General features: G+C 58.2%; 21 protein-coding genes. 11 read left to right on the forward strand and 10 right to left on the reverse strand.

Going from position 1 to position 23592, the window contains the following annotated elements; translation table 11 throughout:
* The 4 genes from BLU89_RS15245 to rarD all read left to right on the forward strand — a co-directional run bounded on the left by BLU89_RS15245 (nt 1) and on the right by rarD (nt 5495).
* Nucleotides 1-894: a homocysteine S-methyltransferase family protein gene (locus BLU89_RS15245; RefSeq protein WP_074737707.1), complete on the forward strand. Its 894-nt coding sequence runs from the start codon at nt 1-3 to the stop codon at nt 892-894.
* 11 nt (nt 895-905) lie between these two features.
* Complete coding sequence (locus BLU89_RS15250; protein WP_143030590.1) at nt 906-1886, forward strand: GlxA family transcriptional regulator; 981 nt, start codon at nt 906-908, stop codon at nt 1884-1886.
* An 89-nt stretch (nt 1887-1975) separates the two neighbouring features.
* Nucleotides 1976-4429, forward strand: a complete 2454-nt coding sequence (locus BLU89_RS15255; protein ID WP_074737708.1) for a GcvT family protein — start codon at nt 1976-1978, stop codon at nt 4427-4429.
* Nucleotides 4430-4589: 160 nt separating this feature from the next.
* Nucleotides 4590-5495 carry an EamA family transporter RarD gene (gene rarD, locus BLU89_RS15260; protein ID WP_074737709.1) on the forward strand — a complete coding sequence of 302 codons (906 nt, stop codon included), beginning with the start codon at nt 4590-4592 and terminating at the stop codon, nt 5493-5495.
* Here rarD and BLU89_RS15265 read toward each other — a convergent pair.
* Both BLU89_RS15265 and BLU89_RS15270 read right to left on the reverse strand, forming a co-directional pair.
* Nucleotides 5486-6202 (reverse strand): SGNH/GDSL hydrolase family protein, encoded by a 717-nt coding sequence (locus BLU89_RS15265; protein ID WP_245709767.1) that lies wholly within the window; start codon nt 6200-6202, stop codon nt 5486-5488. The two genes, rarD and BLU89_RS15265, sit on opposite strands and share 10 nt — an antisense overlap.
* Nucleotides 6199-6609 carry a nuclear transport factor 2 family protein gene (locus tag BLU89_RS15270; protein ID WP_074737711.1) on the reverse strand — a complete coding sequence of 137 codons (411 nt, stop codon included), beginning with the start codon at nt 6607-6609 and terminating at the stop codon, nt 6199-6201. Before BLU89_RS15270 ends, BLU89_RS15265 begins: the two co-directional genes overlap by 4 nt.
* Before the next feature lie 96 nt (nt 6610-6705).
* Here BLU89_RS15270 and BLU89_RS15275 point away from each other — a divergent pair, with 96 nt between their 5' ends.
* The gene (locus BLU89_RS15275; protein WP_074737712.1) at nt 6706-7353 is read left to right on the forward strand and encodes an RluA family pseudouridine synthase; all 648 of its coding nucleotides are present in this window, start codon (nt 6706-6708) and stop codon (nt 7351-7353) included.
* Nucleotides 7354-7355: 2 nt separating this feature from the next.
* On the opposite strand, the gene BLU89_RS15280 is transcribed toward BLU89_RS15275, so the two are convergent.
* Entirely contained in the window at nt 7356-7547 is a 192-nt protein-coding gene (locus BLU89_RS15280) for a hypothetical protein (protein WP_074737713.1), read from the reverse strand.
* 104 nt (nt 7548-7651) lie between these two features.
* Here BLU89_RS15280 and BLU89_RS15285 point away from each other — a divergent pair, with 104 nt between their 5' ends.
* From BLU89_RS15285 to BLU89_RS15295, 3 genes are all read left to right on the forward strand, one after another.
* Nucleotides 7652-8344: a helix-turn-helix transcriptional regulator gene (locus BLU89_RS15285; RefSeq protein ID WP_074737714.1), complete on the forward strand. Its 693-nt coding sequence runs from the start codon at nt 7652-7654 to the stop codon at nt 8342-8344.
* 118 nt (nt 8345-8462) lie between these two features.
* A complete protein-coding gene (locus BLU89_RS15290; RefSeq protein WP_074737715.1) occupies nt 8463-9134 on the forward strand; it encodes a YiaD family glycine zipper/OmpA-like lipoprotein in 672 nt (223 codons plus the stop codon).
* A gap of 96 nt (nt 9135-9230) precedes the next feature.
* Nucleotides 9231-9773: an NADPH-dependent FMN reductase gene (locus tag BLU89_RS15295; protein ID WP_074737716.1), complete on the forward strand. Its 543-nt coding sequence runs from the start codon at nt 9231-9233 to the stop codon at nt 9771-9773.
* A 30-nt stretch (nt 9774-9803) separates the two neighbouring features.
* Here BLU89_RS15295 and BLU89_RS15300 read toward each other — a convergent pair whose 3' ends face one another.
* Complete coding sequence (locus BLU89_RS15300; protein ID WP_083347772.1) at nt 9804-10838, reverse strand: NAD(P)/FAD-dependent oxidoreductase; 1035 nt, start codon at nt 10836-10838, stop codon at nt 9804-9806.
* A 55-nt stretch (nt 10839-10893) separates the two neighbouring features.
* Between BLU89_RS15300 and mnmC2 the strand changes: the two genes are divergently transcribed.
* Together mnmC2 and BLU89_RS15310 are read left to right on the forward strand one after the other, a co-directional pair.
* The gene (gene mnmC2, locus BLU89_RS15305) at nt 10894-11559 is read left to right on the forward strand and encodes a tRNA (5-methylaminomethyl-2-thiouridine)(34)-methyltransferase MnmC2 (RefSeq protein WP_074737718.1); all 666 of its coding nucleotides are present in this window, start codon (nt 10894-10896) and stop codon (nt 11557-11559) included.
* Nucleotides 11556-12425, forward strand: a complete 870-nt coding sequence (locus BLU89_RS15310) for a DMT family transporter (protein ID WP_074737719.1) — start codon at nt 11556-11558, stop codon at nt 12423-12425. Before mnmC2 ends, BLU89_RS15310 begins: the two co-directional genes overlap by 4 nt.
* On the opposite strand, the gene BLU89_RS15315 is transcribed toward BLU89_RS15310, so the two are convergent.
* Entirely contained in the window at nt 12399-14372 is a 1974-nt protein-coding gene (locus BLU89_RS15315) for a lytic transglycosylase domain-containing protein (RefSeq protein WP_074737720.1), read from the reverse strand. The genes BLU89_RS15310 and BLU89_RS15315 overlap by 27 nt on opposite strands.
* 123 nt (nt 14373-14495) lie before the next feature.
* Here BLU89_RS15315 and dapA point away from each other — a divergent pair, with 123 nt between their 5' ends.
* Nucleotides 14496-15368 (forward strand): 4-hydroxy-tetrahydrodipicolinate synthase, encoded by an 873-nt coding sequence (gene dapA / locus BLU89_RS15320; protein ID WP_074737721.1) that lies wholly within the window; start codon nt 14496-14498, stop codon nt 15366-15368.
* Nucleotides 15369-15498: 130 nt separating this feature from the next.
* Here the strand turns inward: dapA and BLU89_RS15325 are convergent, their stop codons facing one another.
* The 5 genes from BLU89_RS15325 to pdxR form a co-directional block, all read right to left on the reverse strand.
* Nucleotides 15499-16371, reverse strand: coding sequence for a dimethyl sulfoxide reductase anchor subunit family protein (locus BLU89_RS15325; protein WP_074737722.1), 873 nt, complete (start codon nt 16369-16371; stop codon nt 15499-15501).
* Nucleotides 16371-17120 carry a 4Fe-4S dicluster domain-containing protein gene (locus BLU89_RS15330; protein WP_074737723.1) on the reverse strand — a complete coding sequence of 250 codons (750 nt, stop codon included), beginning with the start codon at nt 17118-17120 and terminating at the stop codon, nt 16371-16373. Before BLU89_RS15330 ends, BLU89_RS15325 begins: the two co-directional genes overlap by 1 nt.
* 91 nt (nt 17121-17211) lie before the next feature.
* Nucleotides 17212-20028, reverse strand: a complete 2817-nt coding sequence (locus BLU89_RS15335; protein WP_074737724.1) for a molybdopterin oxidoreductase family protein — start codon at nt 20026-20028, stop codon at nt 17212-17214.
* 170 nt (nt 20029-20198) lie between these two features.
* The gene (xsc, locus tag BLU89_RS15340) at nt 20199-21974 is read right to left on the reverse strand and encodes a sulfoacetaldehyde acetyltransferase (RefSeq protein ID WP_074737725.1); all 1776 of its coding nucleotides are present in this window, start codon (nt 21972-21974) and stop codon (nt 20199-20201) included.
* A 124-nt stretch (nt 21975-22098) separates the two neighbouring features.
* The gene (gene pdxR, locus BLU89_RS15345) at nt 22099-23559 is read right to left on the reverse strand and encodes a MocR-like pyridoxine biosynthesis transcription factor PdxR (protein WP_074737726.1); all 1461 of its coding nucleotides are present in this window, start codon (nt 23557-23559) and stop codon (nt 22099-22101) included.
* Nucleotides 23560-23592 lie beyond the last annotated feature (33 nt).

The following is a 23592-nucleotide window of genomic DNA, read 5'->3' on the forward strand; positions in this document are numbered from 1 at the left end:
ATGGCTGATATTACGCTTTTGGATGGTTCGATCGGGCAGGAACTGGTGAAACTGAGTGGTGACACGCCGACACCGCTTTGGTCAACACGCGTGATGATCGACAAACCCGAACTGGTGGCTGAGGTACACGCGGCCTATTTTTGCAGCGGTGCGACTGTCGCCACCACCAACACCTATGCCATTCACCGCTCGCGACTGGTCCGCGAGGGGATCGAAGATCAGATGCCTGTTTTGGTCGATGCTGCCCTCACTCAAGCCGAGCGGGCCTGTAGGGGCACGCATAGGCGTATTGCCGGTTCCCTCGGGCCGCTGCTGGCGTCCTATCGGCCCGACCTGAACCCTGACCCGGTTGAAGCGGCAGAGAAATTCGCCGAGCTGGTTCAGATGATGGTGGGCCGGGTAGATCTGTTCCTGATCGAAACGGTGTCTTCGGTACAGGAAGCCGAAGGCGCACTGCGCGGGACCCAGAACTGTGGTAAACCCGTCTGGCTCGCCCTGTCGGTCATGGACGATGACGGCACCCGCCTGCGTTCGGGCGAAGCGCTGGAAAACATTGCTCCGCTTGTTGCGCATTATGCGCCCGATGCGGTGCTGATCAATTGCTCACGCCCCGAAGCGATCCCGGCGGCCTTGGATATCATCGCGACGTTGGAACGCCCGTTCGGGGCCTATGCCAACGGATTTACAGGCATCAAAGACGGCTTTCTGAAGGACGCCCCAACAGTTGATGCCTTAGAAAGCCGCCATGATCTGAACCCTGATGCTTATGCGCGGTACGCGATGGGTTGGGTGGCGCAAGGGGCCACAATCGTTGGTGGTTGCTGCGAAGTCGGACCGGATCACATCAAAACCCTCGCTGACAGTTTATATGCGGCCGGGTACAAAATCGTCTGAGAGGGCCCCAGATGCCTGCCCGGATCAAATCTGAACAGCAACAGGATCGCAGCCAGCACCAATTTGATGTTCTGGTTGCTCCGGGTTTCGTATTGCTTGAACTGGCCTCGCTGGTTGAGGTGTTGCGCCTGGCGAACCGTGTGTGCGCGCACCCTCCGTTCACATTCACATATCGGTCTCGCAAAGGGGGGCCGGTAGAAAGCAGCAGCGGCGCGACAGTTTCAACCGAAGCCATACCGGCGCAACCAAATGCGGATTATCTGTTTGTGATCGGAAACTCTGACCCGGATCAGCCAGAGCTTTCTCTGGGGCGTGTCGTTTCGGATTATACGTTTCGGGGTGCACAGGTCTTTTTGCTGGCGGAAGCGGCCAGTAGATACATTGATGAAAACGGCGCCAACCATTTGGCAACCCATTGGGAAAACGCATCATTCTTACGCGAACGCGGTGCTCGGTTTGAGGCTAGGCTTTCGATAGCAACCGAACAGGGTTCGGTCGTGACCTGTGCGGGAATGGGGGCAACGACAGATGTCGCGCTGGCTGTGATCGGGAGGCACATCTCAGGCGCGGCCAAGATGACGGTTGCCGACATCATGTTGCATGAGAACATACGGGATTTCTCATCCATGCAGCCCTTTTCCGGTGCCCGAACCACAGCGACAGGGGATGAGAAACTGGATCAGTGTATCAAGTTGATGCAGGCAAACATCGAGGACCCTTTGCCGATCAATAAAATCGTCGAATTGCTGCACGTTTCGAACCGTTCGCTCGAACGGAAATTCAAGGCAATTTTCGGAACCACGCCGAATGGGTTTTACCGGGAAATGCGACTGGCCAAAGCCAACAACCTGCTGCTGAACACGACGATGAGTGTGCGTGAAATCGGCTTAGTTTGCGGATTTCCGAATGGATTCTCGTCCGTCTACAAAAGCTTTTTTGGTATCACTCCATTTGTTCTGCGGCGAAAAAAACGCGGTGTTCAAAATAGATGATTTTCATCATTGAGTTGACGCTTTTGACGCTTTTTTTGTCGATCTTTCATGGCATTTTGCAACAAACCTGAGACAGCGGAGACATCAGGATGGTTGATCTTCCCACCAAGGCCCGTGTGGTCATTATCGGCGGCGGCGTCATCGGATGCTCGGTCGCGTATCATCTGACCAAGAAAGGTTGGGCCGATGTTGTCCTGTTGGAACGCAAACAACTGACCAGCGGTACCACATGGCACGCAGCGGGGCTGATCGCGCAGCTACGAGCGACCGCGAACATGACCAAACTGGCCAAGTACAGCCAAGAGCTTTATGGCGCGCTTGAGGAAGAGACCGGCGTTGCAACGGGGTTCAAGCGCTGCGGGTCGATCACTGTGGCACTGACCGAAGAGCGCAAGGAAGAGATTTATCGCCAGGCAGCTATGGCGCGTGCCTTTGGTGTTGAGGTTGAAGAAATCGACAATGACCGGGTTCAGGCGCTGTACCCCCATTTGAACCTCGATGGGGTTAAGGGTGCGGTGTACCTGCCGCTTGACGGGCAGGGTGATCCTGCAAACATCGCGCTGGCTTTGGCCAAAGGTGCGCGCCAACGCGGAGGCATCGTCAAAGAGCGGGTCAAGGTCACCGATATCGTCAAACAGGGCCGCAAGGTTACCGGTGTGGACTGGATTTCCGATGATGGCAGCAACTCGGGCCATATCGAATGCGATATGGTGGTGAATTGCGCCGGGATGTGGGGGCATGAGGTTGGCAGAATGGCGGGCGTGAACGTGCCGCTTCATGCCTGCGAGCATTTTTACATTGTGACCGAAGGGATCGATGGTCTGACACAATTACCGGTCCTGCGTGTCCCGGATGAATGTGCCTATTACAAGGAAGACGCGGGTAAGATCTTGTTGGGTGCGTTCGAACCTAATGCCAAACCCTGGGCAATGAACGGCATTCCGGACAGTTTTGAATTTGATCAGCTGCCTGAAGATTTCGATCATTTCGAACCGATCCTCGAAGCAGCCTGCAACCGGATGCCAATGTTGGCAGAGGCCGGGATTCACACGTTCTTCAATGGGCCTGAATCCTTTACACCGGATGACGCCTATCATCTGGGCCTCGCGCCGGAGATGGACAATGTGTGGGTCGCGGCAGGGTTCAACTCGATCGGCATCCAGTCGGCGGGTGGTGCTGGCATGGCGCTTGCAGAGTGGATGGATACGGGCGAGAAACCATTCGATCTAGGCGATGTTGATGTCAGCCGGATGCAGCCGTTCCAGGGCAACAAACAGTACCTGTTCGAACGCTCGAAAGAGACGCTGGGCCTGCTGTATGCCGACCACTACCCCTATCGTCAGAAGGCCACCGCGCGTGGCGTCCGCCGGACGCCGTTCCATCATCACCTGCTGGAAAAAGGTGCAGTCATGGGCGAGCTGGCCGGATGGGAACGTGCCAATTGGTTCGCGGCTGAGGGGCAGGAGCGCGAATACCAATACAGCTGGAAGCGGCAGAACTGGTTTGAAAACTCGGCCGCTGAACACCGTGCTGTACGCGATAACGTGGGCATGTACGACATGTCGTCCTTCGGCAAGATTCGTGTCGAAGGGCCGGATGCCGAGGCGTTCATGAACTACGTTGGCGGTGGAGATTACTCGGTTCCCAATGGCAAGATCGTCTATACCCAGTTCCTGAACCGCGCTGGTGGGATCGAGGCTGATGTCACTGTCACGCGCCTGTCCGAGACCGCTTATCTGGTTGTCACGCCAGCCGCCACGCGTTTGGCTGATCAGACCTGGATGCGGCGCAATACGGGCGACTTCCGCGTCGTGATCACCGACGTGACCGCCGGAGAAGGCGTGCTGGCTGTCATGGGCCCAAATTCCCGCGCGCTGCTGGAAAAGGTTTCTCCCAACAATTTTTCAAATACGACAAACCCGTTCGGCACAGCACAAGAGATCGAGATCGGAATGGGCCTCGCCCGTGCCCACCGCGTGACCTACGTGGGTGAACTTGGGTGGGAGATCTATGTGTCCTCGGACATGGCGGATCATGTGTTTGAGACATTGCATGATGCTGGTCAGGATATGGGCCTGAAGCTCTGCGGTATGCACATGATGGACAGTTGTCGGATCGAAAAGGGCTTTCGCCATTTCGGTCACGATATCACCTGCGAAGATCACGTGGTCGATGCCGGGCTGGGCTTTGCGGTCAAAGTCGATAAGGGCTGCGACTTCATTGGGCGCGAGGCGGTGATTGCACGTAAAGCAAGCGGGCCTAAGAACCGTCTGGTGCAGTTCAAGCTGACCGATCCCGAACCGCTGCTGTTCCATAATGAGCCGATTGTGCGCGATGGGGAATATGTGGGTTATCTGAGCTCGGGCAGCTATGGTCACACGCTGGGCGGTGCTATCGGTTTGGGTTATGTGCCCTGCGAAGGTGAAAGAGCCGCAGATGTGCTGGCTTCGACCTACGAGATCGACGTTTGCGGCGTGAAGGTGAAAGCCGAAGCATCGCTGAAGCCGATGTACGATCCGAAGTCCGAGCGCGTCAAAGTATAATCAAATTGACGGGGCGCTGCGGCGCCCCGGCTCATTTCTTTGGTCTGTCTGGAACTGATGCGACCTATCAAAAATTCTGATGACCAGCTTCACAGTTTTAGCGGTTCCCAAGCCTGTCTGATTTGCCGTAGAGAAATACAGTATCAGTCGGAGACCTGCCGTGGCAGACACCCCATTACCGCCCAATACCACGGATACCCCCAAAGGGCTGGCGCTGGCCGTCACAGCCTATGTCCTGTGGGGTTTTCTGCCGCTTTACATGAAAGCAATTGCCCATATGGGCCCTGTCGAGGTCGTTGCACATCGGGTCATCTGGTCGGTGCCGGTGGCCGGACTGCTGCTGATTGTGCTTGGTAGGACCGGTGATCTGAAGTCCGCACTGCAAAATCCCAAAATGCTGGGTATGGCTGCGCTGACCGCCGCGCTGATTTCGGTGAACTGGGCGATTTACGTCTGGGCGATCTCGTCCGGTCATGCGCTGGATGCGGCGTTGGGGTATTACATCAATCCACTGTTTAGTATTGCGCTGGGCGCGATATTGCTGCGCGAACCCCTAACGCGGACACAACTGGTTGCAGTCGGACTGGCCGCGCTGGGCGTGTTTGTGCTGGTGTATCAGGCTGGAAGCCTGCCCTGGGCTGCATTGGGCCTGATGGTTAGCTGGGGATTTTATGCTTTCTTCAAACGCTCACTTCCGATCGGGCCCAATCAGGGTTTTTTGCTTGAAGTTCTGATCCTGCTGATTCCGGCTTTGACCTATGTAACCTGGCTCGGAGCGAACGGAACCGGGCATTTTGGAGGGGTCGCATCGGACACGCTGATGCTTGCGGGTGCCGGTATAGTAACCGCTGTGCCATTGCTGATTTACGCCAATGGGGCCAAGCTGGTGCGTCTGTCCACCATGGGCATCCTGCAATACATTGCGCCCACGATGATCTTTGTCACTGCAATCACCCTGTTTGGTGAGCGCATTGATCAGGCCAGAATGATTGCATTCCCGCTGATCTGGGCCGGCTTGGTGGTGTATTCGATTCCCATGATCCGGAAGATGAGGTCTCAGGCCTGATGAATAAGCTGGGCGAGTTTTTTCGCCCAGATTTCATAGGCCTTTGGGCTCGGGTGATATCCGTCCGGGGCGGCTAGGGCCGGATCATCGGGAAAATCCAACGACAGATGCCTTGCCTGCGGGAATCCCGCGATAGCATTTTTCAGGCCCTGATCCAGACGGGCGGCCTGTTGCCCAAGTACCCAGGCCAATGGTTGCGGCAGTGCAGGGAATCGCTCCATTTGCGGAACCCCTGTCACGATCACTTTCTTCGCCCTTATCGGGCCGGTCAGCAGGGTCAGCAACTCTTTCTGCTGGTATTCGAAACGAGACCGGTTCACGGCGCGGGTTACGTCGTTTACGCCGAGTGCCGTTACCACCACATCAAACTGTTCTTGCAACGCGTGCAGCCGATGGATCGTATCTTTAGTGGTATGCCCGGTGGTCGCCTCCAGCCGCCATTCAACGGTGTAGTGCTTTGCCAGCTGGCTGACCAACTGACCCGCCAGAGCTTGGTTTTGTGTCCCGGCGCCCACACCTGCGGCCGAGCTGTCTCCGGCAATCAGCAACCGCAGACGCGGGCCGCGCCCGTCGCGACCGACACGGGGTCCAGCTGGCTCTGGCAGGAGTTGCGCGTTGCGTCGAACCACGAGCCCTTGCAGGACGAGTATGGGCAAGAGAGGAATTCTCAGAATCTGATCCGTACCGATCAGAGAAGGCATCGTCATCTCAACGCGTCTTTGAATTTTAGAAAACGGGCATCTTTCATGACCCTTGCCATCATTGCCTCGCGCAATGCTCCGACCGTTTTGTAGGGGCGCATGACCACCTCGAACTCCTGGATCAGCCCGTCTGGGTTCAGAGTGATCAGATCGACGCCAACCGCGTCCAGCTCACCGACTTTGCATTGAAACTCCAATGCCCAGTCGTTGCCGTCGCCCATAATCCGGCGATACCGAAAATCTGAGAATACCTGACCCACATGCCCCAGAACGGCGGCAACCGGATCACGCCCGGTCCAGGTGCTGTAATAGGTGGGTGGTGAAAACCGCACATCCTCGGCCAGCAATTCAAGGATCAGGTTTTCATCGCCCTTTGCGACAACTTCCTGCATTCGTTTGATTGTTGGGTGCATTCTTTATTCCTTCTCGTGGCCAAAGAGTTGCTGAACCCTTTCGTTCAGGCAAGGACGACGTTGCGGGAGGTCACACGCTGAGATAGGCAGGCCCGCATGAGCGAGACCTATGATCCCCCCAAAACGCCTCTGGACGTTCTGTACGAAGACACGCAATTGATTGTGGTGAACAAGCCCGCTGGTCTGCTGTCGGTACCGGGGCGGGGCGCGCATCTGGCTGATTGCCTTTTGGTCCGCGTACAAGCTGCGTTTCCACAGGCTCTGCTGGTGCATCGGCTGGATCGGGATACGTCCGGTGTGATGGTTTTCGCGCAAACGCCACATTCGCAGCGGCATCTGGGTTTGCAGTTCGAGAATCGACAAACCCGCAAAACCTATGTTGCCCGCGTCTGGGGAAGGGTTGAGCCGAAGACAGGAACGGTCGATCTGCCGCTGATCGTCGACTGGCCCAATCGTCCGCGCCAGATGGTCTGCCACGAAACCGGCAAACCTGCGGTCACCGACTGGCGCGTCGTCAAGAATGAGGGCAAGACCACACGTGTACGTCTGTTTCCCAAGACCGGGCGATCGCATCAGCTGCGCGTTCATATGCTGGCGCTGGGGCATCCGATTCTAGGCGATCCGTTTTATGCGGACGGCGCTGCGCGGGATTTCCCACGATTGATGCTGCATTCCGAGGAACTGCGGCTGAAGAACCCCGAGGGCGGCGTTTCGATGAAATTCCGCGCCTCAGCCGAGTTCTGAGTTTAGGCGTTACTGATCCAGAGCATTTTCAAGTTGCCCAAAGAAAACCGCCTGGTCCGTTTGACGTGGCGTCTGGTTTGCCCTTCACGTGCGGCAGCAAGCTCGCGTTCGATCTCGAACCCGCGCAATGCGTGATCTTGGGACCAGCGATCCAGTTTCAGGGTCATCATGACGTGATTGTCGAGATAAGGCATGAGCAGTCTCCTTGCGTGGAATTGCCCCATCATCGCCCAATACTCCTGACACCACCCTGTCAGGGGGGTGTGCTAAGCTGACAGCAGACCGCAAGGAGATCCTAATGCGTCGCTCGACCCGATTGTTCGAAATCATTCAGATTTTGCGTGCCTCAGAGACACCCGTTACAGCGGAAATGCTGGCTGCCAAGCTCGAGGTTTCGGTGCGAACCGTCTATCGCGATATCGCTGCATTGCAGGCCCAGCGTACACCGATCGAAGGCGAAGCGGGGGTCGGGTATCTGATGCGACGCGGGTATGATTTGCCGCCGTTGAATTTCGATGCTGAAGAGGTCGAGGCCCTGTGGGTTGGCCTTTCCATGCTCGCCCGCACAGGTGACAGCACGCTACAGCAGGCGGCCGATCGGGTATGTCGGAAAATCGAGGCCCTGCGTGCGCCAGCCGATTGGCTACAGGTTGCGCCATGGGGGGCTCCGATGGATGACCCAGAGAAAGGCTGTGTGCCGGTCGTAAACTATCGCAAAGCCATCCGCGCCGAACGCAAGATACGTATCACTTACGTGAATTCGAAGGGTGAGCGCACCGAGCGAACGGTGCGGCCCGTCGCCCTGATCTATCACATAGAATGCACAATGCTGGCCGCATGGTGTGAGTTAAGAAACGGGTTTCGCCACTTCCGTACAGATAGGATATGGGCCTGCGAACTGACGGAGGATCACTTTTGCGGGCAAGGGGAGCCGCTGCGCGCAATCTGGCAGGAGCAGAATTCTTGGGATAACTCTGCTGGGACGGCCTGAATGGCGGGTATTTGCCTATTTCACTCAATTGTTGCTTGAGGCCCTTTGTTCTCACCATGTTATACTAAGCAGAACGAAGCAAACCCGGTGAACGGGTACGTGAGCAGAAGGTGATTCCATGACGATTTCCAAATGTGTACTGACAGTCGGAATGTGTTCGGCCCTGGTTTTGGGTGCGTGTACCGATCCAGGGACCCTAACGGTGCAGAATGATCCCAATCAGAACGCCAAGCAAGGTGCGTTGCTGGGTGGTTTGATCGGCGCTGGTGTGGGTGCGATTGCAAATGATTCAGATCCGCTTTTGGGCGCACTGGCCGGTGGTGCCATTGGGGCTGCAGGCGGTGGTGTGATCGGTAACCAGCTTGATCGACAGGCGGCTGAGTTGCGGCAACAACTGGCAAATGACGGTATCACGATCGTCAATGCGGGTGATCGTCTGATCGTCACGGTTCCGAATGACATTACCTTTGACACCGACAGTTCTACCGTACGTCCGGCCTTGCGTACTGATCTGGTGAAGGTGGGGCAGAACCTGGTCAACTACCCAAACTCGAACGTCCAGATCATCGGCCACACCGATAGTGATGGCGAGGCGTCTTACAACCTCGGTCTGTCAGAGCGCCGTGCGAATGCGGTGGCCGATATTCTACAGGCCAACGGCGTCAGCTATGCGCGCATCACCACCGTCGGGCAGGGTGAGAACAACCCCATCGCGTCAAACCTGACACCGGAAGGAAAAGCTCAGAACCGGCGGGTCGAGATCGTGGTCGTTCCCAGTGGTAACGCCTGATCACGCGTTTCGCGCACATTGACTGCGCGTCACCGGGGCTTTGGTTCGGAACATTCCCGGGCTATTCAAGGGGAAGCACCATAGCGGAGTTTCCCCATGTCCGAACCGATCCTTCTTGGTATTTCTGGCTCACTCCGGCGAGAAGCGACCAATCGCAAACTGCTGCGTGAGGCCGCCCGCCTGTTCGAACCCGAAACGTTCATCGAGGCCGATTTGAACCTCCCCCTCTATGACGGTGATCTTGAGACCGGTGCGGGCATTCCCGATGCGGTGCAGCTTCTGGCGGATCAAATCGCACAGGCTGATGCGATTATCATCTCGACCCCGGAATACAACAAAGGGCCGTCGGGGGTTCTGAAAAACGCTTTGGATTGGGTCAGCCGGACCACCGGCCATCCGTGGATGGACAAGCCGGTTGCCGTCATGTCCGCCACCGGAGGACGCGCCGGCGGCGAGCGGGCGCAGATGATCCTGCGCTCTTTCATGGTCCCCTTTCAGCCGCGCATCCTGCAAGGCCCCGAGATTCACCTGGCCGATAGTTCGAATGAATTCGATGCAGATGGCAGGCTGTCCAGTGACCGTTACGAAAACACGTTGCGCCGTCTGATGCAGAAGCTGCGGGCCGAGGCAGGGTCCTAGACGGGTCGTCGGGCACCGGCCATGTCGCGATCAGAGTGAGGCTTCGGGCAGGAAATCCTGAGGAATACTATTCTGCCCCTCCAGCATCAGATCTGCCATGACCTCGGCCACTTTTGGCGCCATGCCAAATCCGATCTTGAAACCGCCGTTTGCGATGAACTGTCCTTTGTGCAGAGGATGCGCGCCCAGCATCGGTGCGCGGCTTTTGCTGCGGGGGCGGACACCGGCCCAGCGTTCAATGACCTCGGCCCCGTGCAACACCGGCACAGCGCGCATGGCCCGCTCCAGCACATCGTCCAGCGTGGCATCCGTGCTGGACGGGTCCTCATATTCGCGTTCCGAGGTCGAGCCGATCGCCAGCGTTCCATCCGCGTGCGGCACAATGTGGATGGAGTCGGCGAACAATTGCGGGACATTACCCGCATCAAAGCGCAGCAACGCGGCTTGACCCTTCACGCCATTGCCGACAGTCTTGCCAAGCGCCGCGCTGAGCTCTTGCAGGCCAGCAAGCCCGGTGGCGTGAACGACGCGTCCTTTGTCAGGCGCTTCGGTCACAACCTCAACCCCCATCACCGCAAGCGCAGCAACCAGCGCGGCGCAGGCGCGTCTCGGGGTCATTCGAGCGCTCAGCGTATCGTGAATGACAAACCCTGTGGGGCTGGGCGGGCACCACGCGCCGATCTCTTCCACGGCTCTGACGCTCCAGTCAGCGTGTCTTTGCCAGAGTTCTTCGGCGGTCCGTTCGCGTGCTCTGGCCAGTTCCAGAGCTCGGGCGTCTGCAATGGGTTGCAGCCGCCCGAGCCGCGCGTAACCGGGTGACACCCCACCTGTCGCCTCGACCTGCGCCCAGAATGGTTTAGCCATGATCAGGCTTTCGAATTGAAACGCTTTCTTGGTGTTCCAGTTTTCTGGCACATGCGGAGCCAGCGCACCGACGAGACCACCGCTGGAGCCTGCGCCGGGGCCAAAGGGGTCGACGATCTGAACCTTAGCGCCGCGTCTTGCGCAGGTCCAAGCGATTGACAGGCCGAAAATCCCTGCGCCGCGCACCGTTACATCGACCATTGCCAAACCTCATATCCTTGTTCAGTGTCGCGCCGCTTAGCTACAGGATTCTCCGATGGCAGACCAGCGCGCCGAACTCACGTGGACCGCGGACCAGATCCCGGTCTCGGACCGGTTTGATGATCCGTATTACTCGTTGCAAAACGGGTTGGAAGAAACACGGCATGTGTTTCTTACCGGGAATGATCTTCCTGTGCGCTTTGTACCGGGATTTCATATTGCTGAGCTTGGCTTTGGCACCGGTCTGAACCTGTTGACCGTCTGGTCGGCCTGGGAGTCGTCAGGGCAGGCAACCCCGCTGCGCTTCACTAGTTTTGAGGCCTATCCGATGGCGCCCGACGATATGGCACGCGCTTTGGCGGCTTTCCCGGAACTGTCGGCTTGGGCGGTTCGATTTTTGAATGCCTGGACCGGTCAGAAATGCGTGTTGGACACGTTGCATCTTGAGGTCATTACCGGAGATGCCCGCCAGACCTTGCCCGCCTGGGATGGCGCGGCAGATGCCTGGTTTCTGGATGGTTTCTCACCCGCTAAAAACCCCGAGTTGTGGGGTGCGGATCTAATGCAGCAGGTTGCCGATCACACAGTCCAAGGTGGCACTGCGGCAACTTACACCGCCGCCGGTTTCGTGCGTCGCGGGATGTCCGATGCAGGGTTTGACGTGACGCGTGGCCCCGGCTTTGGCCACAAACGGCATATGACACGGGCGGTGAAGACATGAGCCAGAAGAACAACGTCAACGCTGGCATTGCACTGATGGTCGGGGCGACGATCGTGTTCGCGTTGCAGGACGGAATATCACGCCATCTGGCGGGCACTTACAACACCTACATGGTTGTGATGATCCGGTACTGGTTCTTTGCCGCCTTCGTGATTGCTGTGGCGGCGAGATCAACTGGAGGGGTGCGAGCAGCGGCGCAGACCAACCAGCTTGGGCTGCAGATCTTTCGCGGTCTTTTGCTGGCTGCTGAAATCTGTGTTGCTGTCTTCAGCTTCACCATCCTTGGCCTGATTGAAAGTCAGGCAGTGTTCATCTGTTATCCCCTGCTGATCGCCGCCCTCAGCGGGCCGGTTCTGGGTGAGAAGGTCGGCTGGCGCCGCTGGGCCGCCATCGGGGTCGGCTGCATCGGCGTACTGATCATCCTTCAACCCGGTGCCGGCGTGTTTAACCCTTGGGCCGTGATCCCGCTGATCTCGGCATTTATGTTCGCCGTTTATGGCCTGTTAACCCGATACGCGGCCCGACGTGACAGCACCGCGACCAGCTTTTTCTGGACCGGTGTGGCCGGTGCGGTCGCGATGACTTGTGTTGGCGTGTGGTTCTGGGAACCTATGGCCAGTGCCGACTGGCTTTGGATGGGGTTACTTTGCATCACAGGCGCGTTGGGGCATTGGCTGCTGATCAAATGCTATGAGATGGCCGAGGCCAGCGCAGTGCAGCCCTTCGCCTATTTCCACCTGATGTGGAGCGCAATTCTGGGTATTACAATCTTCCACGAAACACTGCGCCCAGCGGTCATTCTGGGTGCAGCTATTGTTATTGCCGCAGGCCTGTTCACCCTATGGCGCGAAAGACGCAAGGGTTGAGCCGGTCAATTCCTGCGAAAATGGCACCGGCAGCGCTGGCTGGCCTAACCGAGCGCGATAGACTGGCAGGCTTTCGGCGACACGCATCACATAATTGCGCGTTTCCTTGAACGGGATAGTCTCGATCCAGTCGATCACGTCCACTTGGCCCTGACGCGGGTCGCCATAACGTTCCATCCACGAAATCGGACGCCGTGGCCCTGCGTTGTATCCCGCTGCCATCATCACGACGTTTCCGTTGAAGTCTTCGGCCAGCGTCGCAAGATAATTTGCTCCCAGCTTTGCATTATACTGCCAGTCTGATGTCAATCGTGTGGTTTTGTGGCCGCCCAGGATGCCAAGATCCTGTGCCACCAGCTTGGCGGTGGCCGGCATCACTTGCATCAATCCGCGCGCACCGGCACCGCTGATAACTACCGGATCAAATTCGCTTTCCCGCCGGGCGATCGCCAATGTCATCTCTTTCGCCATAGGCAGACCCATATCGGCAACCGGATGCACTGGATAATAAGCAGCGGGCAGAACGGTGCCGGTGGTAGCCGCGCGTTTGGCAATCATCACCGCCAGATGCGGTTCATTGAGTTCAAGGACCAGATCACCCAACTGCGCGGCCTGAGTCTGATCGAGACCTTCGACCAGATGGGTCAGGAACCGTTCCGACAGATTGCCTTCACCCGCCCGCAGCAACAACAAACCGGCATCCAGCACGCTGGAGTCAGCAAAGGCAGCCTGTTTCCAGTGTGGCGCGCGGCGTGGTTTGGCCAGTTCACCATCAAAAGGGCGCCCGATCTGTTCTGCCGCCAGCAATCCATAGAACGAGGTCTGATGGTTCGCCCCTTCCGCATAGGCCTCATGCGCCTTGTCCGCATTACCTTGCGCCGCATGGGCACGGCCCAACCAATACCCTCCGCGTCCTTTCGAGATCGGTGACTGCACAGCCTCCGAGAAGTTCTGGAAATGCCGCACTGCTGTGGCCGGATCATTCAGTTTGCGCAGGGCCAGAAAACCAGAAAGCCATTCCAGATCGGCATACCCATATCCCATCTCAGGGGTCATGTGATGATTGGCAGCAATCGCATAGGCGCGTTCTGCGTCACCGGCACGCATCTCAAGCCGCGCCAGCCTGCGCCGGCCTTCCGCCCATTTGTCAGGTTCACCCAGCGAATTTGGACCAATTGAACGTGCCAGCATCAGATCAATGGCGCTGTCGTCCAGTTCTTTACGGTCCCGCCACACGAAACGGTCAAAGGCAAGACCAGGATCCTTAGCCAACGGCTTGGGTACGGCGGCGACCTTGCCGTCCACACCGTTCTCGCGTTTTTGCAGCGCAATACGAGCCTCGGCCAGTTTGCGATGGTCCGGATCGACAAGGGGCAGCATCTGTCCCGCGCTGACCAGATGCCCGTCCCACAGCATCCGGTCCAACCGGGCCTCGTGATGCGGTTTCAGTTGTTTGCCAAAATTCTCCAGGTAATCCTTTTGCAGGCCCGACCCCATTGGCATTGTCCGCCACGCGGTTACGATGTCTGCTTCGGCTTCTCCATTGCGGCCTTGGCTTTTCAGGGCCGTGGCATAATTCAACGCGCCTTCGGCAGTTTGCGGAGGCATCCCCTTGTAGAATTTCAGAACCCGGCTTGGGTCGGCCCCGGTGAACGATGGTTCACTCTTTCGGCGCAGCCAGGCCAGGCCAGGCCAATCCGGGCGCCGCTCCAGAAAAACAAGCACGTCTCCCGAGCTGCCAAATCCTTCGCGCAGCCAGTGCCAGACGATGATGTCCCGCGCCACCGATCCGCGCTGACCGGCCACGCGCAGCGCCGCGTTCCAGTCCCCTTTGCGCATTTCATAAAGCCCTGCGCGCAAATCTTGCGCCGCATTCGCCCGTGCGACTTGCGGCTGTAGCACCAATGCCAGAATCATCGCGATTCCAAGCGACAGAATTCGTCTCATCCCTTGCATTCCCCAACAAACCAAGGATACAGCCATGCAGGATAAACCTTGCGCCGCCGGGATCAACTCACAAACCCTCAATCGTGACGGACCGGTGCGTAAAAAACACCTAAGGAGCGTTCCATGTTCAAAGGCTCGATGCCAGCCCTGGTCACCCCGTTCAGTAACGGCGCGTTGGACCTGGAGACGCTCAAACACCTGGTGGAATGGCAAATTCAGCAAGGCTCAACCGGTCTGGTTCCGGTGGGCACGACTGGCGAAAGCCCGACACTCAGCCATAATGAGCATGAGACGGTCATTGCCGAAGTGGTGAAAGCTGCTGCGGGCCGTGTGCCGGTGATTGCCGGGGCTGGTTCCAACAACACGGTCGAGGCTATCCGATTCGTGCAGTTCGCGCAGGAAATTGGTGCGGATGCAGCGCTGGTCGTGACGCCCTACTACAACAAGCCAACCCAGAAAGGCTTGCTGACGCATTTCCAAACACTGCATGACTGCGCCGATATCCCGATCATCATCTATAACATCCCCGGCCGCTCGATCATCGACATGACGCCAGCAACGATGGGCGAACTGGCGAAGCTGCCGCGAATCGTAGGCGTCAAGGACGCGACCGGAGATCTGGCGCGCGTCAGTCAACAGCGAGCAAGCTGCGGTGCAGATTTCTGCCAGATGTCCGGTGAAGATGCGACCGCGCTGGGCTTCAACGCGCATGGGGGTGTCGGCTGTATTTCGGTCACGGCGAACGTCGCACCGAAACTCTGCGCTGAGTTCCAGCAGGCAACGCTGGCTGGCGATTACGCAAAAGCCCTGGACTATCAGGATCGTCTGATGCCTCTGCACGAGGCGATCTTTATCGAACCCGGACTGGTTGGCGCAAAATATGCACTCAGCAAACTCGGCTTGTGCAGCACTGAAGTGCGCTCGCCGCTGACCGAGCTGGAAGACAGCACCAAAGCAGCCATCGATGCGGCTATGGCTCATGCGGGACTGATCTGAATCTAGCTCAAGCATCCCAAGAAGGGCGGCCTCGATCTATAAGCGCCGCCCTTTTGCATTGGAACCCAGGCTTTACTTGGCCAGAAGGTATTCTGTGGGGAGGGCCTGCCGCGGTGGGGGCAGGGCCCCTTCACCGCTTCCCGTAATACAGCCCCACCACGTGTTCGGCCTGTGCGAAGAACAACCAGCGCGAGGTTGCAATACCTGCCAGATGCGACAGCACGGCCATCAGGGCAAAGAAATGGCTGAACGGGATCAGCAACAGGACAACGGGCAGGAAGAATGCCAGCACAAACGAGATCACCCGAAGCTTTTCGGCGTGCTTGCGGCCAACCACGTGGACGAATTCGCGCAGCAGATAGTTTGTTCCTGTGTGTGGCGGCTCGAATGCCCGCACAGATCCGCGTGCACCCAAACCCGTAGCTGTGCCAAGATCGGTGCCCGAGGCCGCAAAAGCCCGATCTCCCTGCCGCCAGTACAAAATCTGCACCAGCGCCGCGATCAGCAACAACGGTAACGCAACGCGCGTCTGACCTGCCAGCAGGGCACCGCCTGCTAGACTGAAGCTGAGAAACATGGCGGGCGTCAGTTTCATGTTCCAGCGCGGGATCGTTTTAAGCTGCGTGTAGATCATTGATGTCGTGAACACAGTTGCAAGTGAGAGCAGTGATCCGAGAACACCCAGGATTTCCCACCGCTGCCCGAGAAAGATGATGCCAATCGCGTAGAGTCCCATAGCGATCAGCGCAAGAACGGCGCACCAGCCTTCACGGCTGAGCCAGCTTGATCTCCATTGGGTGAATGCCTTGAGGGCGCGCTCGGGGTGGCCAAGGTGGAATGTCGATGCCATTAGCCCACCTACAGACAGACCATACGCTATCGCGAAGAACACAAACGCGACCCATCCTGAAACGTCGGGCAACCCGAGACCAAGGAAGAATAGCAGACCAAAACCGAGGCCGGACAGGGTGGTAAAGACGATAACGGAAGGGGCTGGGTGCATCAGAGCTTCTCCAGGGTTTTGTCGAGCCAGCCGAGAAAACCCTTGGGTTCTTCGGCGACCGGGGTCAACAGAGGGGCCAGAATGTCGATCTGCTCCTCAATTTGATCCTTGGGTCGGGGCGGCAGGTATTTGTTCACGGGTTTGGTGCCCATTTCCGGCATCAGGTCCATACCGTCGCGTTCGGCAACCAGCTTGCTGACATGGCTGTCCGGATCGCCCAGATCGCCAAAATGGCGCGCACCAGCGGGGCAAGTGCGGACGCAGGATGGAACGCGATCCACCTCGGGCAGGTTCTCATTGTAAATGCGATCGACGCAAAGCGTGCATTTTTTCATCACGCCTTCGGCCTGATCCAACTCGCGTGCGCCATAGGGGCAGGACCACGCGCACAACCCGCAACCGATACAGTCACTTTCGTTGACCAGGACAATGCCGTCCTCAACCCGCTTGTAGCTGGCACCGGTCGGGCAGACGGTGACGCAGGGCGCATCCTCGCAATGCAGGCAGGATTTGGGGAAGTGGATCAGTTGCGCGTGGCCTTCGGCAGGCTGTACCTCATAGGAATGCACCCGGTTCAGGAAGGTCCCCGATGGGTTGGCACCGTATGCATCCTGATCCGACAGCGGGGCACCGTAGTTTTCGGTGTTCCAGCCTTTGCACGAGATCACACAGGCATGGCAGCCGACACAGGTGTCCAGGTCGATGACCAGGCCCATCTTGCGGTCAGTGGATTGGGGAAGTTGGGTCATGACTGCCTTGCCTCGGTTTTGTTGCTGTGGGCGGGCTGGGGCTCTGCCCCAGACCCCGAGGTATTTCGGGCCAGATGAAGAATGGATCGCGTCATTTGCCCACCTTCCATGCCAAGTCCTTTGGGCCGGTGCCGACAGGAGATTTGATCGGAGCGAACTCGGGTTGGCTCTCGGCGTCGTCTGGGGGGGCGGCTTTTTCAATCTTTACCTTCAGATCGAACCATGCGGCCTGACCGGTGATCGGGTCAGAGTTGGCCCACCGAAGGCCGTCGCCCTTTGGCGGCAGCAATTCGTGGATCAGGTGGTTCAGCAGGAAGCCTTTGGTCGCCTCGGGCGCGTCGTCTTGCAGCGCCCATGCGCCTTTGCGCTTACCGATGGCGTTCCAGGTCCAGACCGTGTTTTCGTTTAACGCAGCCATTTCCATGACCGGCACCGTGATCTCACCATGCGGAGAGGTGACCTTGGCCCAATCGCCGTCTTCCAGCCCATGTTCGCGCATCAGCTTTGTCGGGACATAGAGCGGGTTGCGCCCATGCAGCTGGCGCAGCCACGCATTCTGGGTGCCCCAGCTGTGATACATTGCCATCGGGCGTTGCGTCAGGGCATTGACGGTGAAGCCTTCGTTGCCGGTTTGATCAGTTTCATACCAGATGGGCAGTGGGTCCATCGTGTCTTTGATGCGCTGGCGCAGATGTTCAGGCGGTTGCCGCTCGCCATGGCCTTCGGCGGCCAGTTGGAACTTCCGCATCGGCTCAGAGTAAAGCTGGAACAGATAAGGCTGCGGACTGTCATAGATCCCCATGCCCACCGCCCAGTCCTGATAGGCGGTGTTCCAGGGTTTGTAGTAATCCGCGCCTTCGGGAATATGGGCCACGTAGAAGCCGCCGTTTTCGATGTAGCGGTTCAACTGGTCAGGATTGACCTCGCCACGGCCTTCCTTGTCGCCATTTTCGCCGCGGAACCCGGCGAGGGGTCCGATACCAGGCTTGCGCTCGTGGTTGACAATGTAGTCAGCGTAATCTGTCCACTTGGCGCTGCCGTCTTCATTGGTAAAGCCGGGCAGGCCCATGCGATTGGCCAGATCAACCAGCACCGACTGGAACCCGCGCACGTCGCGGTCAGGTTCGATCACAGGCCAGCGAATTGCGTCTGCCGCCGCATCCGCCTCGCAGATCGGGCGATCCAGCAGCGAGATGCAATCGTGACGCTCCAGATAGGTGGTGTCGGGCAGGATCAGGTCGGCATAAGCCACCATTTCCGAGCTATAGGCGTCGGAATAGATGATATGCGGGATCACATACTCGCCGTTCTCATCCTTGTCCGTCAGCATCTCCATGACACCTTTGGTGTTCATGGATGAGTTCCAGGACATGTTGGCCATGTACATGAACAGCGTGTCGATTTTGTAGGGATCACCGGCGTGGGCGTTCGAGATCACCATATGCATCAACCCGTGGCTGGACATCGGGTTTTCCCAGGTGAACGCCTTGTCGATCCTCGCTGGGCTGCCATCTTCCTTGAGTGCCAGATGCTCGGGGCCGCGCACAAAACCCAGATGAGGTCCATCCAGCGGTGTGTTGGGCGTTACCTTGCAGTGTGGGGCTGGATGAGCCTCGACCGGTTTTGGATAGGGCGGTTTGAAGCGGAAGCCACCGGGCACTTCGACCGTACCCAGGATGATCTGCAGCACGTGAAGCGCCCGGCAGGTCTGGAAGCCGTTGGCATGGGCCGACACACCGCGCATCGAGTGCATCGCGACCGGGCGACCGATCATCTTGCTGTGCTTTTCGCCGCGGAAATCGGTCCATTCGTGATCTAGCTCGAATGCCTCATCAAAGGCCACGCGGGCAATTTCGGCGGCAATCGCCCGGATACGCTTGGCCGGGATGCCGCATTTGTCGGCAATGGCCTCGGGCGCGTATTCATCGCCCAGATACCGCTCGGCCATCTGGTGGAAGACGGGGCGATGGGTAATGCCATCTTTCTCATAGGTTGCAGATAGATCAGGGCGGACGCCCGGTTTGTCAAACGCGGTCAGCTTGCCGGTCTTGCGGTCAATGACCAAAGGCTTACCATCACCGTCTTTCAGAAACAGACCTTTTTCCGGGCCTTCTGAGGCGTTGATCAGTACTGGCGCGTTGGTATAGCGGCTGAGATAATCCAGATCAATTTTGCCAGCCTTCATCAGCACGTGGATCAGCGACAAGATGAACAGTCCATCGGTGCCGGGGGTGATTCCGACCCAATCGTCAGCGACGGCGTTGTAACCGCTGCGGATGGGGTTGATCCCGATCACTCGGGCGCCGCGTGCCTTGATTTTTCCGATGCCCATCTTGATCGGGTTCGAGTCATGATCTTCTGCCACGCCGAACAGCATGAAAAGCTTGGTGTGATCCCAATCGGGCTGGCCAAATTCCCAGAACGCGCCGCCCATCGTATAGATGCCACCCGCCGCCATGTTGACCGAACAGAACCCGCCATGTGCGGCGTAATTGCAGGTGCCGAAATTTTGTGCCCAGAAGCTGGTGAAGCTCTGGCTTTGGTCGCGGCCGGTAAAGAAAGCCAGTTTCTCGGGGTTGTCTTCGCGGATGGGTTTAAGCCAGCCGACGGCGATCTCCAGTGCTTCATCCCAGCTGATCTCTTCGAATTCTCCCGACCCACGGGGGCCAACTCGTTTGAGTGGTGCGCGCAGTCGTGACGGGGCATTCACCTGCATAATCCCTGCGCTGCCCTTGGCGCAAAGAACTCCCTTGTTCACTGGATGGTCCCTGTTGCCCTCGATATAGGCGACCTTTCCATCCTTCATGTGCACGTTGATACCGCACCGACACGCGCACATGTAGCACGTGGTTCGGCGAACTTCGTCTGACACGGGTGGGGATAGGTTGAGGTTCGGTTGTTGGTTCACGCTGTCTCTCCCTGCGGCGCAATGCCTTGGTACCTGTACGTGTTGAACACACTGGGGCGTAAAACCGCCGGGCTCAACCATTCAGGGGAAGAGAGCGCAACCGCCCCCTTCCTCTGTTTTGGAATGCGAGGATCGGTTGAATCCGGTCCGTCTTATGTTTGTGGCAGCAATCAAACCTGCTGCGGACGCATGTCGTTGGCGTCGATACCTGCAACCGCGACCGGCTTTTTCATCGCGTCGCGACGGAAAGGCTCACCCAGTTCCTGATTGATCAATGCTTCGATCAGAGTGGTGATGCCGTTCTTTTGGTCTTCAACCGCCTGGCTCAGCGCCGCGGTCAGCTCGTCCATGGTCCGAGCCACAACGCCTTTCAGGCCGCAGGCCTGCGCGATACCGGCATAAGAGACCTTGGTGTCCAGCTCGGTGCCGACGAAGTTGTCATCGAACCACAGGGTCGAGTTGCGCTTTTCCGCGCCCCACTGATAGTTGCGGAAGACAACCTGAGTGACGGCAGGCCATTCTTCGCGACCAATGGCGGTCAGTTCGGTGACCGCGATGCCAAAGGCACCGTCGCCCGAGAAACCAACAACCGGAACATCCGGGCAACCGATTTTAGCTCCGATTACCGACGGCAGGCCGTAACCACAGGGACCGAACAGACCGGGCGCCAGATATTTGCGGCCTTCTTCGAACGACGGATAGGCGTTGCCGATGGCACAGTTGTTGCCGATGTCGGAAGAGATGATCGCTTCTTTCGGCAGAGCGGACTGGATGGCGCGCCATGCTTTGCGCGGGCTCAGCCAGTCGGGCTTGTCGGCACGGGCGCGTTCGTTCCAGGAGGTGCCCGGATCGTCCTGCTCGTGATCCATCGAGGTCAGTTCCTGCGCCCAACGCGACTTGGTTTCCGCGATTTTCGCTTTGCGCGCGTCGCGGCCTTCGTCGCCAGCCGTACCAGAAAGCTGTTCCAGAATGTTTGTGGCAACAGTGGCTGCATCACCGACGATACCAACAGATACTTTCTTGGTCAGACCGATGCGGTCGGGATTGATATCGACTTGAATGATCTTTGCATCTGCAGGCCAGTACTCCATACCGTAACCCGGCAGGGTCGAGAAGGGGTTCAGGCGGGTGCCGAGACACAGAACGACGTCCGCTTCCTGGATCAGCTGCATACCGGCTTTCGAGCCGTTATAGCCCAGCGGGCCAGCGAACAGCGGATGCGAGCCGGGGAAGGCGTCGTTGTGCTGGTAGCCAACGCAAACCGGAGCGTCCAGACGCTCGGCCAGTGCTTTAGACGCTTCGATGCCGCCTTTGGACAGAACCGTGCCAGCACCGTTCAGGATAACGGGGTTCTTTGCGCTCGAAAGCAGAGCGGCAGCCTCGGCCACGGCCGATGCGCCACCCGAAGGCAGTTCGAACTCAACGACTGCAGGCAGGTCAATGTCGATCACCTGAGTGAAGAAATCGCGCGGGACGTTGATCTGTGCAGGAGCGGATGCACGCTTGGCGTTCATGATCACGCGGCTCAGAACCTCGGCCATACGGCTGGGGTCGCGCACTTCTTCCTGATAGCAAACGCAGTCCGCGAACATGCGCATCTGCTCCATCTCCTGGAAGCCACCCTGACCCATGGTCTTGTTGGCGGCCTGCGGGGTGACCAGCAGCAGCGGCGTGTGGTTCCAGTAAGCGGTTTTGACTGCGGTGACAAAGTTGGTGATGCCGGGGCCATTCTGGGCGATCATCATCGACATTTTGCCGGTTGCGCGGGTGTAGCCATCGGCCATCATTCCGCCCGAACCTTCGTGCGCGCAATCCCAAAAATTGATACCGGCTTTCTCAAAAATATCAGAGATAGGCATCATGGCCGAGCCGATGATTCCGAACGCATGTTCGATGCCATGCATCTGCAGGGTTTTTACAAAGGCTTCTTCGGTGGTCATCTTCATCTGCGTAATCTCCGGTCATAGATGGATGGAACGGGTTTTTGCACCCGGTTTTCTGCTCGGTTTTGGCGCACGGGTGTCCGCGGCGTTAGGGCCAGAACGGGTAGCGGTTTAGGTCCAGTGCGCGTCAGGACCGGCGGATCGCTTCAGCAATCTGTTGGATTCCCGGTCCAATCCGCTCGGACGAGATCGAAGAGTATCCCAGCCGGTAATAGTTTTGCGGCCGGTTCCGACCTGAAAAGAAAAGCTCGCCGGGTTCGATATGGACGCTTTGGTGACGCAGATCTAGGGCAAGCTTCGTCGTCTTGATGCGAGGGGGGGCCTGCATCCAGATCGATGATCCGCCAAGCATACCGCGCCCCGCCACTGCCAGCCCATGTTGACCGATCGCCTCTTCGATTGCTTCGCGGCGGCGCTGCAGCGTTTTGGACATACGCCTGATCTGAGCATCGTAGTGGCCCAGAGACAGAAAGTAGGCTGCCGTACGTTGCATGTGCCCGGGTGGATGGCGCAGCACCAGCGACCGCAATGCCCGCGCCTCGCGGATGAAAGGCGCGGATCCGACCATGTAGCCCAGCCGCAGACCCGGAAACAGTGATTTTGAGAAACTGCCCACATAGATCACGCGCCCGTCCCGATCCATTGACCTCAGCGCCGGCGACGGAGCGCCCAGAAAGGACATCTCGAACTCATAATCATCCTCGACGATCATGGCGTCCAACTCCCGGGCACGGCGCAACAGGGCATGACGGCGATCGACCGGCATGGTTGCCGTGGTCGGTGACTGATGGCTGGGGGTGGTGAAAATCACGTCGGTGTCGTCTGGGATCGCATCAGGAGGCAACCCGTCCCTGTCGACTTTCATATAGGACAGCTTGCATTCGGAATGGATCAGAAGATCACGCAAAGCGTAATAGCAGGGGTCTTCGATTGCAGCCCTCCGGTTTCGGTTCAGCAAGATGCGCGAGGCCAGCCAAAGCGCGTTCTGAGCGCCCAGAGTGATCAGGATTTCCTCTGGTCGGGCCACGATACCGCGGCGAGGAAGAGTGTGGCGGGCGATGAACTCGACCAGCAGCGGGTCGTCCTGATCGACATAATCTCCGGTCAGAGAATCGAAATCCTTGTGCCCAAGAGCCCGGACCGCACAGAGGCGCCAGTTTGCGTGGTCGAACAATTTCCTGTCGACCTGTCCATAGATGAACGGATAGCGGAACTCGCGCCAGTTGCTGGGTTTCACCAACATGTCACCGTCTGAGAACCGGCGCGCGCAGGCACGATTCCAATCGACAATCTCCGTATCGCGGCGAACCGGTGTGTATGTGGGCGGCACCGGAGCGTTTTCGGAAACATAATACCCCGACCGACCCTTGGCCGTGAGGTAATCGTTTGCCAACAGCTCGGTATAGGCAAGGGTGACGGTTATTCGGCTGACCCCCAAATGGGCAGCAAGTTTGCGGGATGAGGGCAGTTTTTCACCCACATGGAAGCGCCCGGACAGGATGCCTTCGGCGATCAGCTGTTGAAGCTGCGCCTGCAACGTGCCCTGCCCATTTCGTTCCAGAAAGAACGTGTCGACCGAAATACTCATGGCATCGTTATAGGTTGGACCTAAGGCCGAGGC

Source organism: Ruegeria halocynthiae (assembly GCF_900106805.1).
Classification (GTDB): domain Bacteria; phylum Pseudomonadota; class Alphaproteobacteria; order Rhodobacterales; family Rhodobacteraceae; genus Ruegeria; species Ruegeria halocynthiae.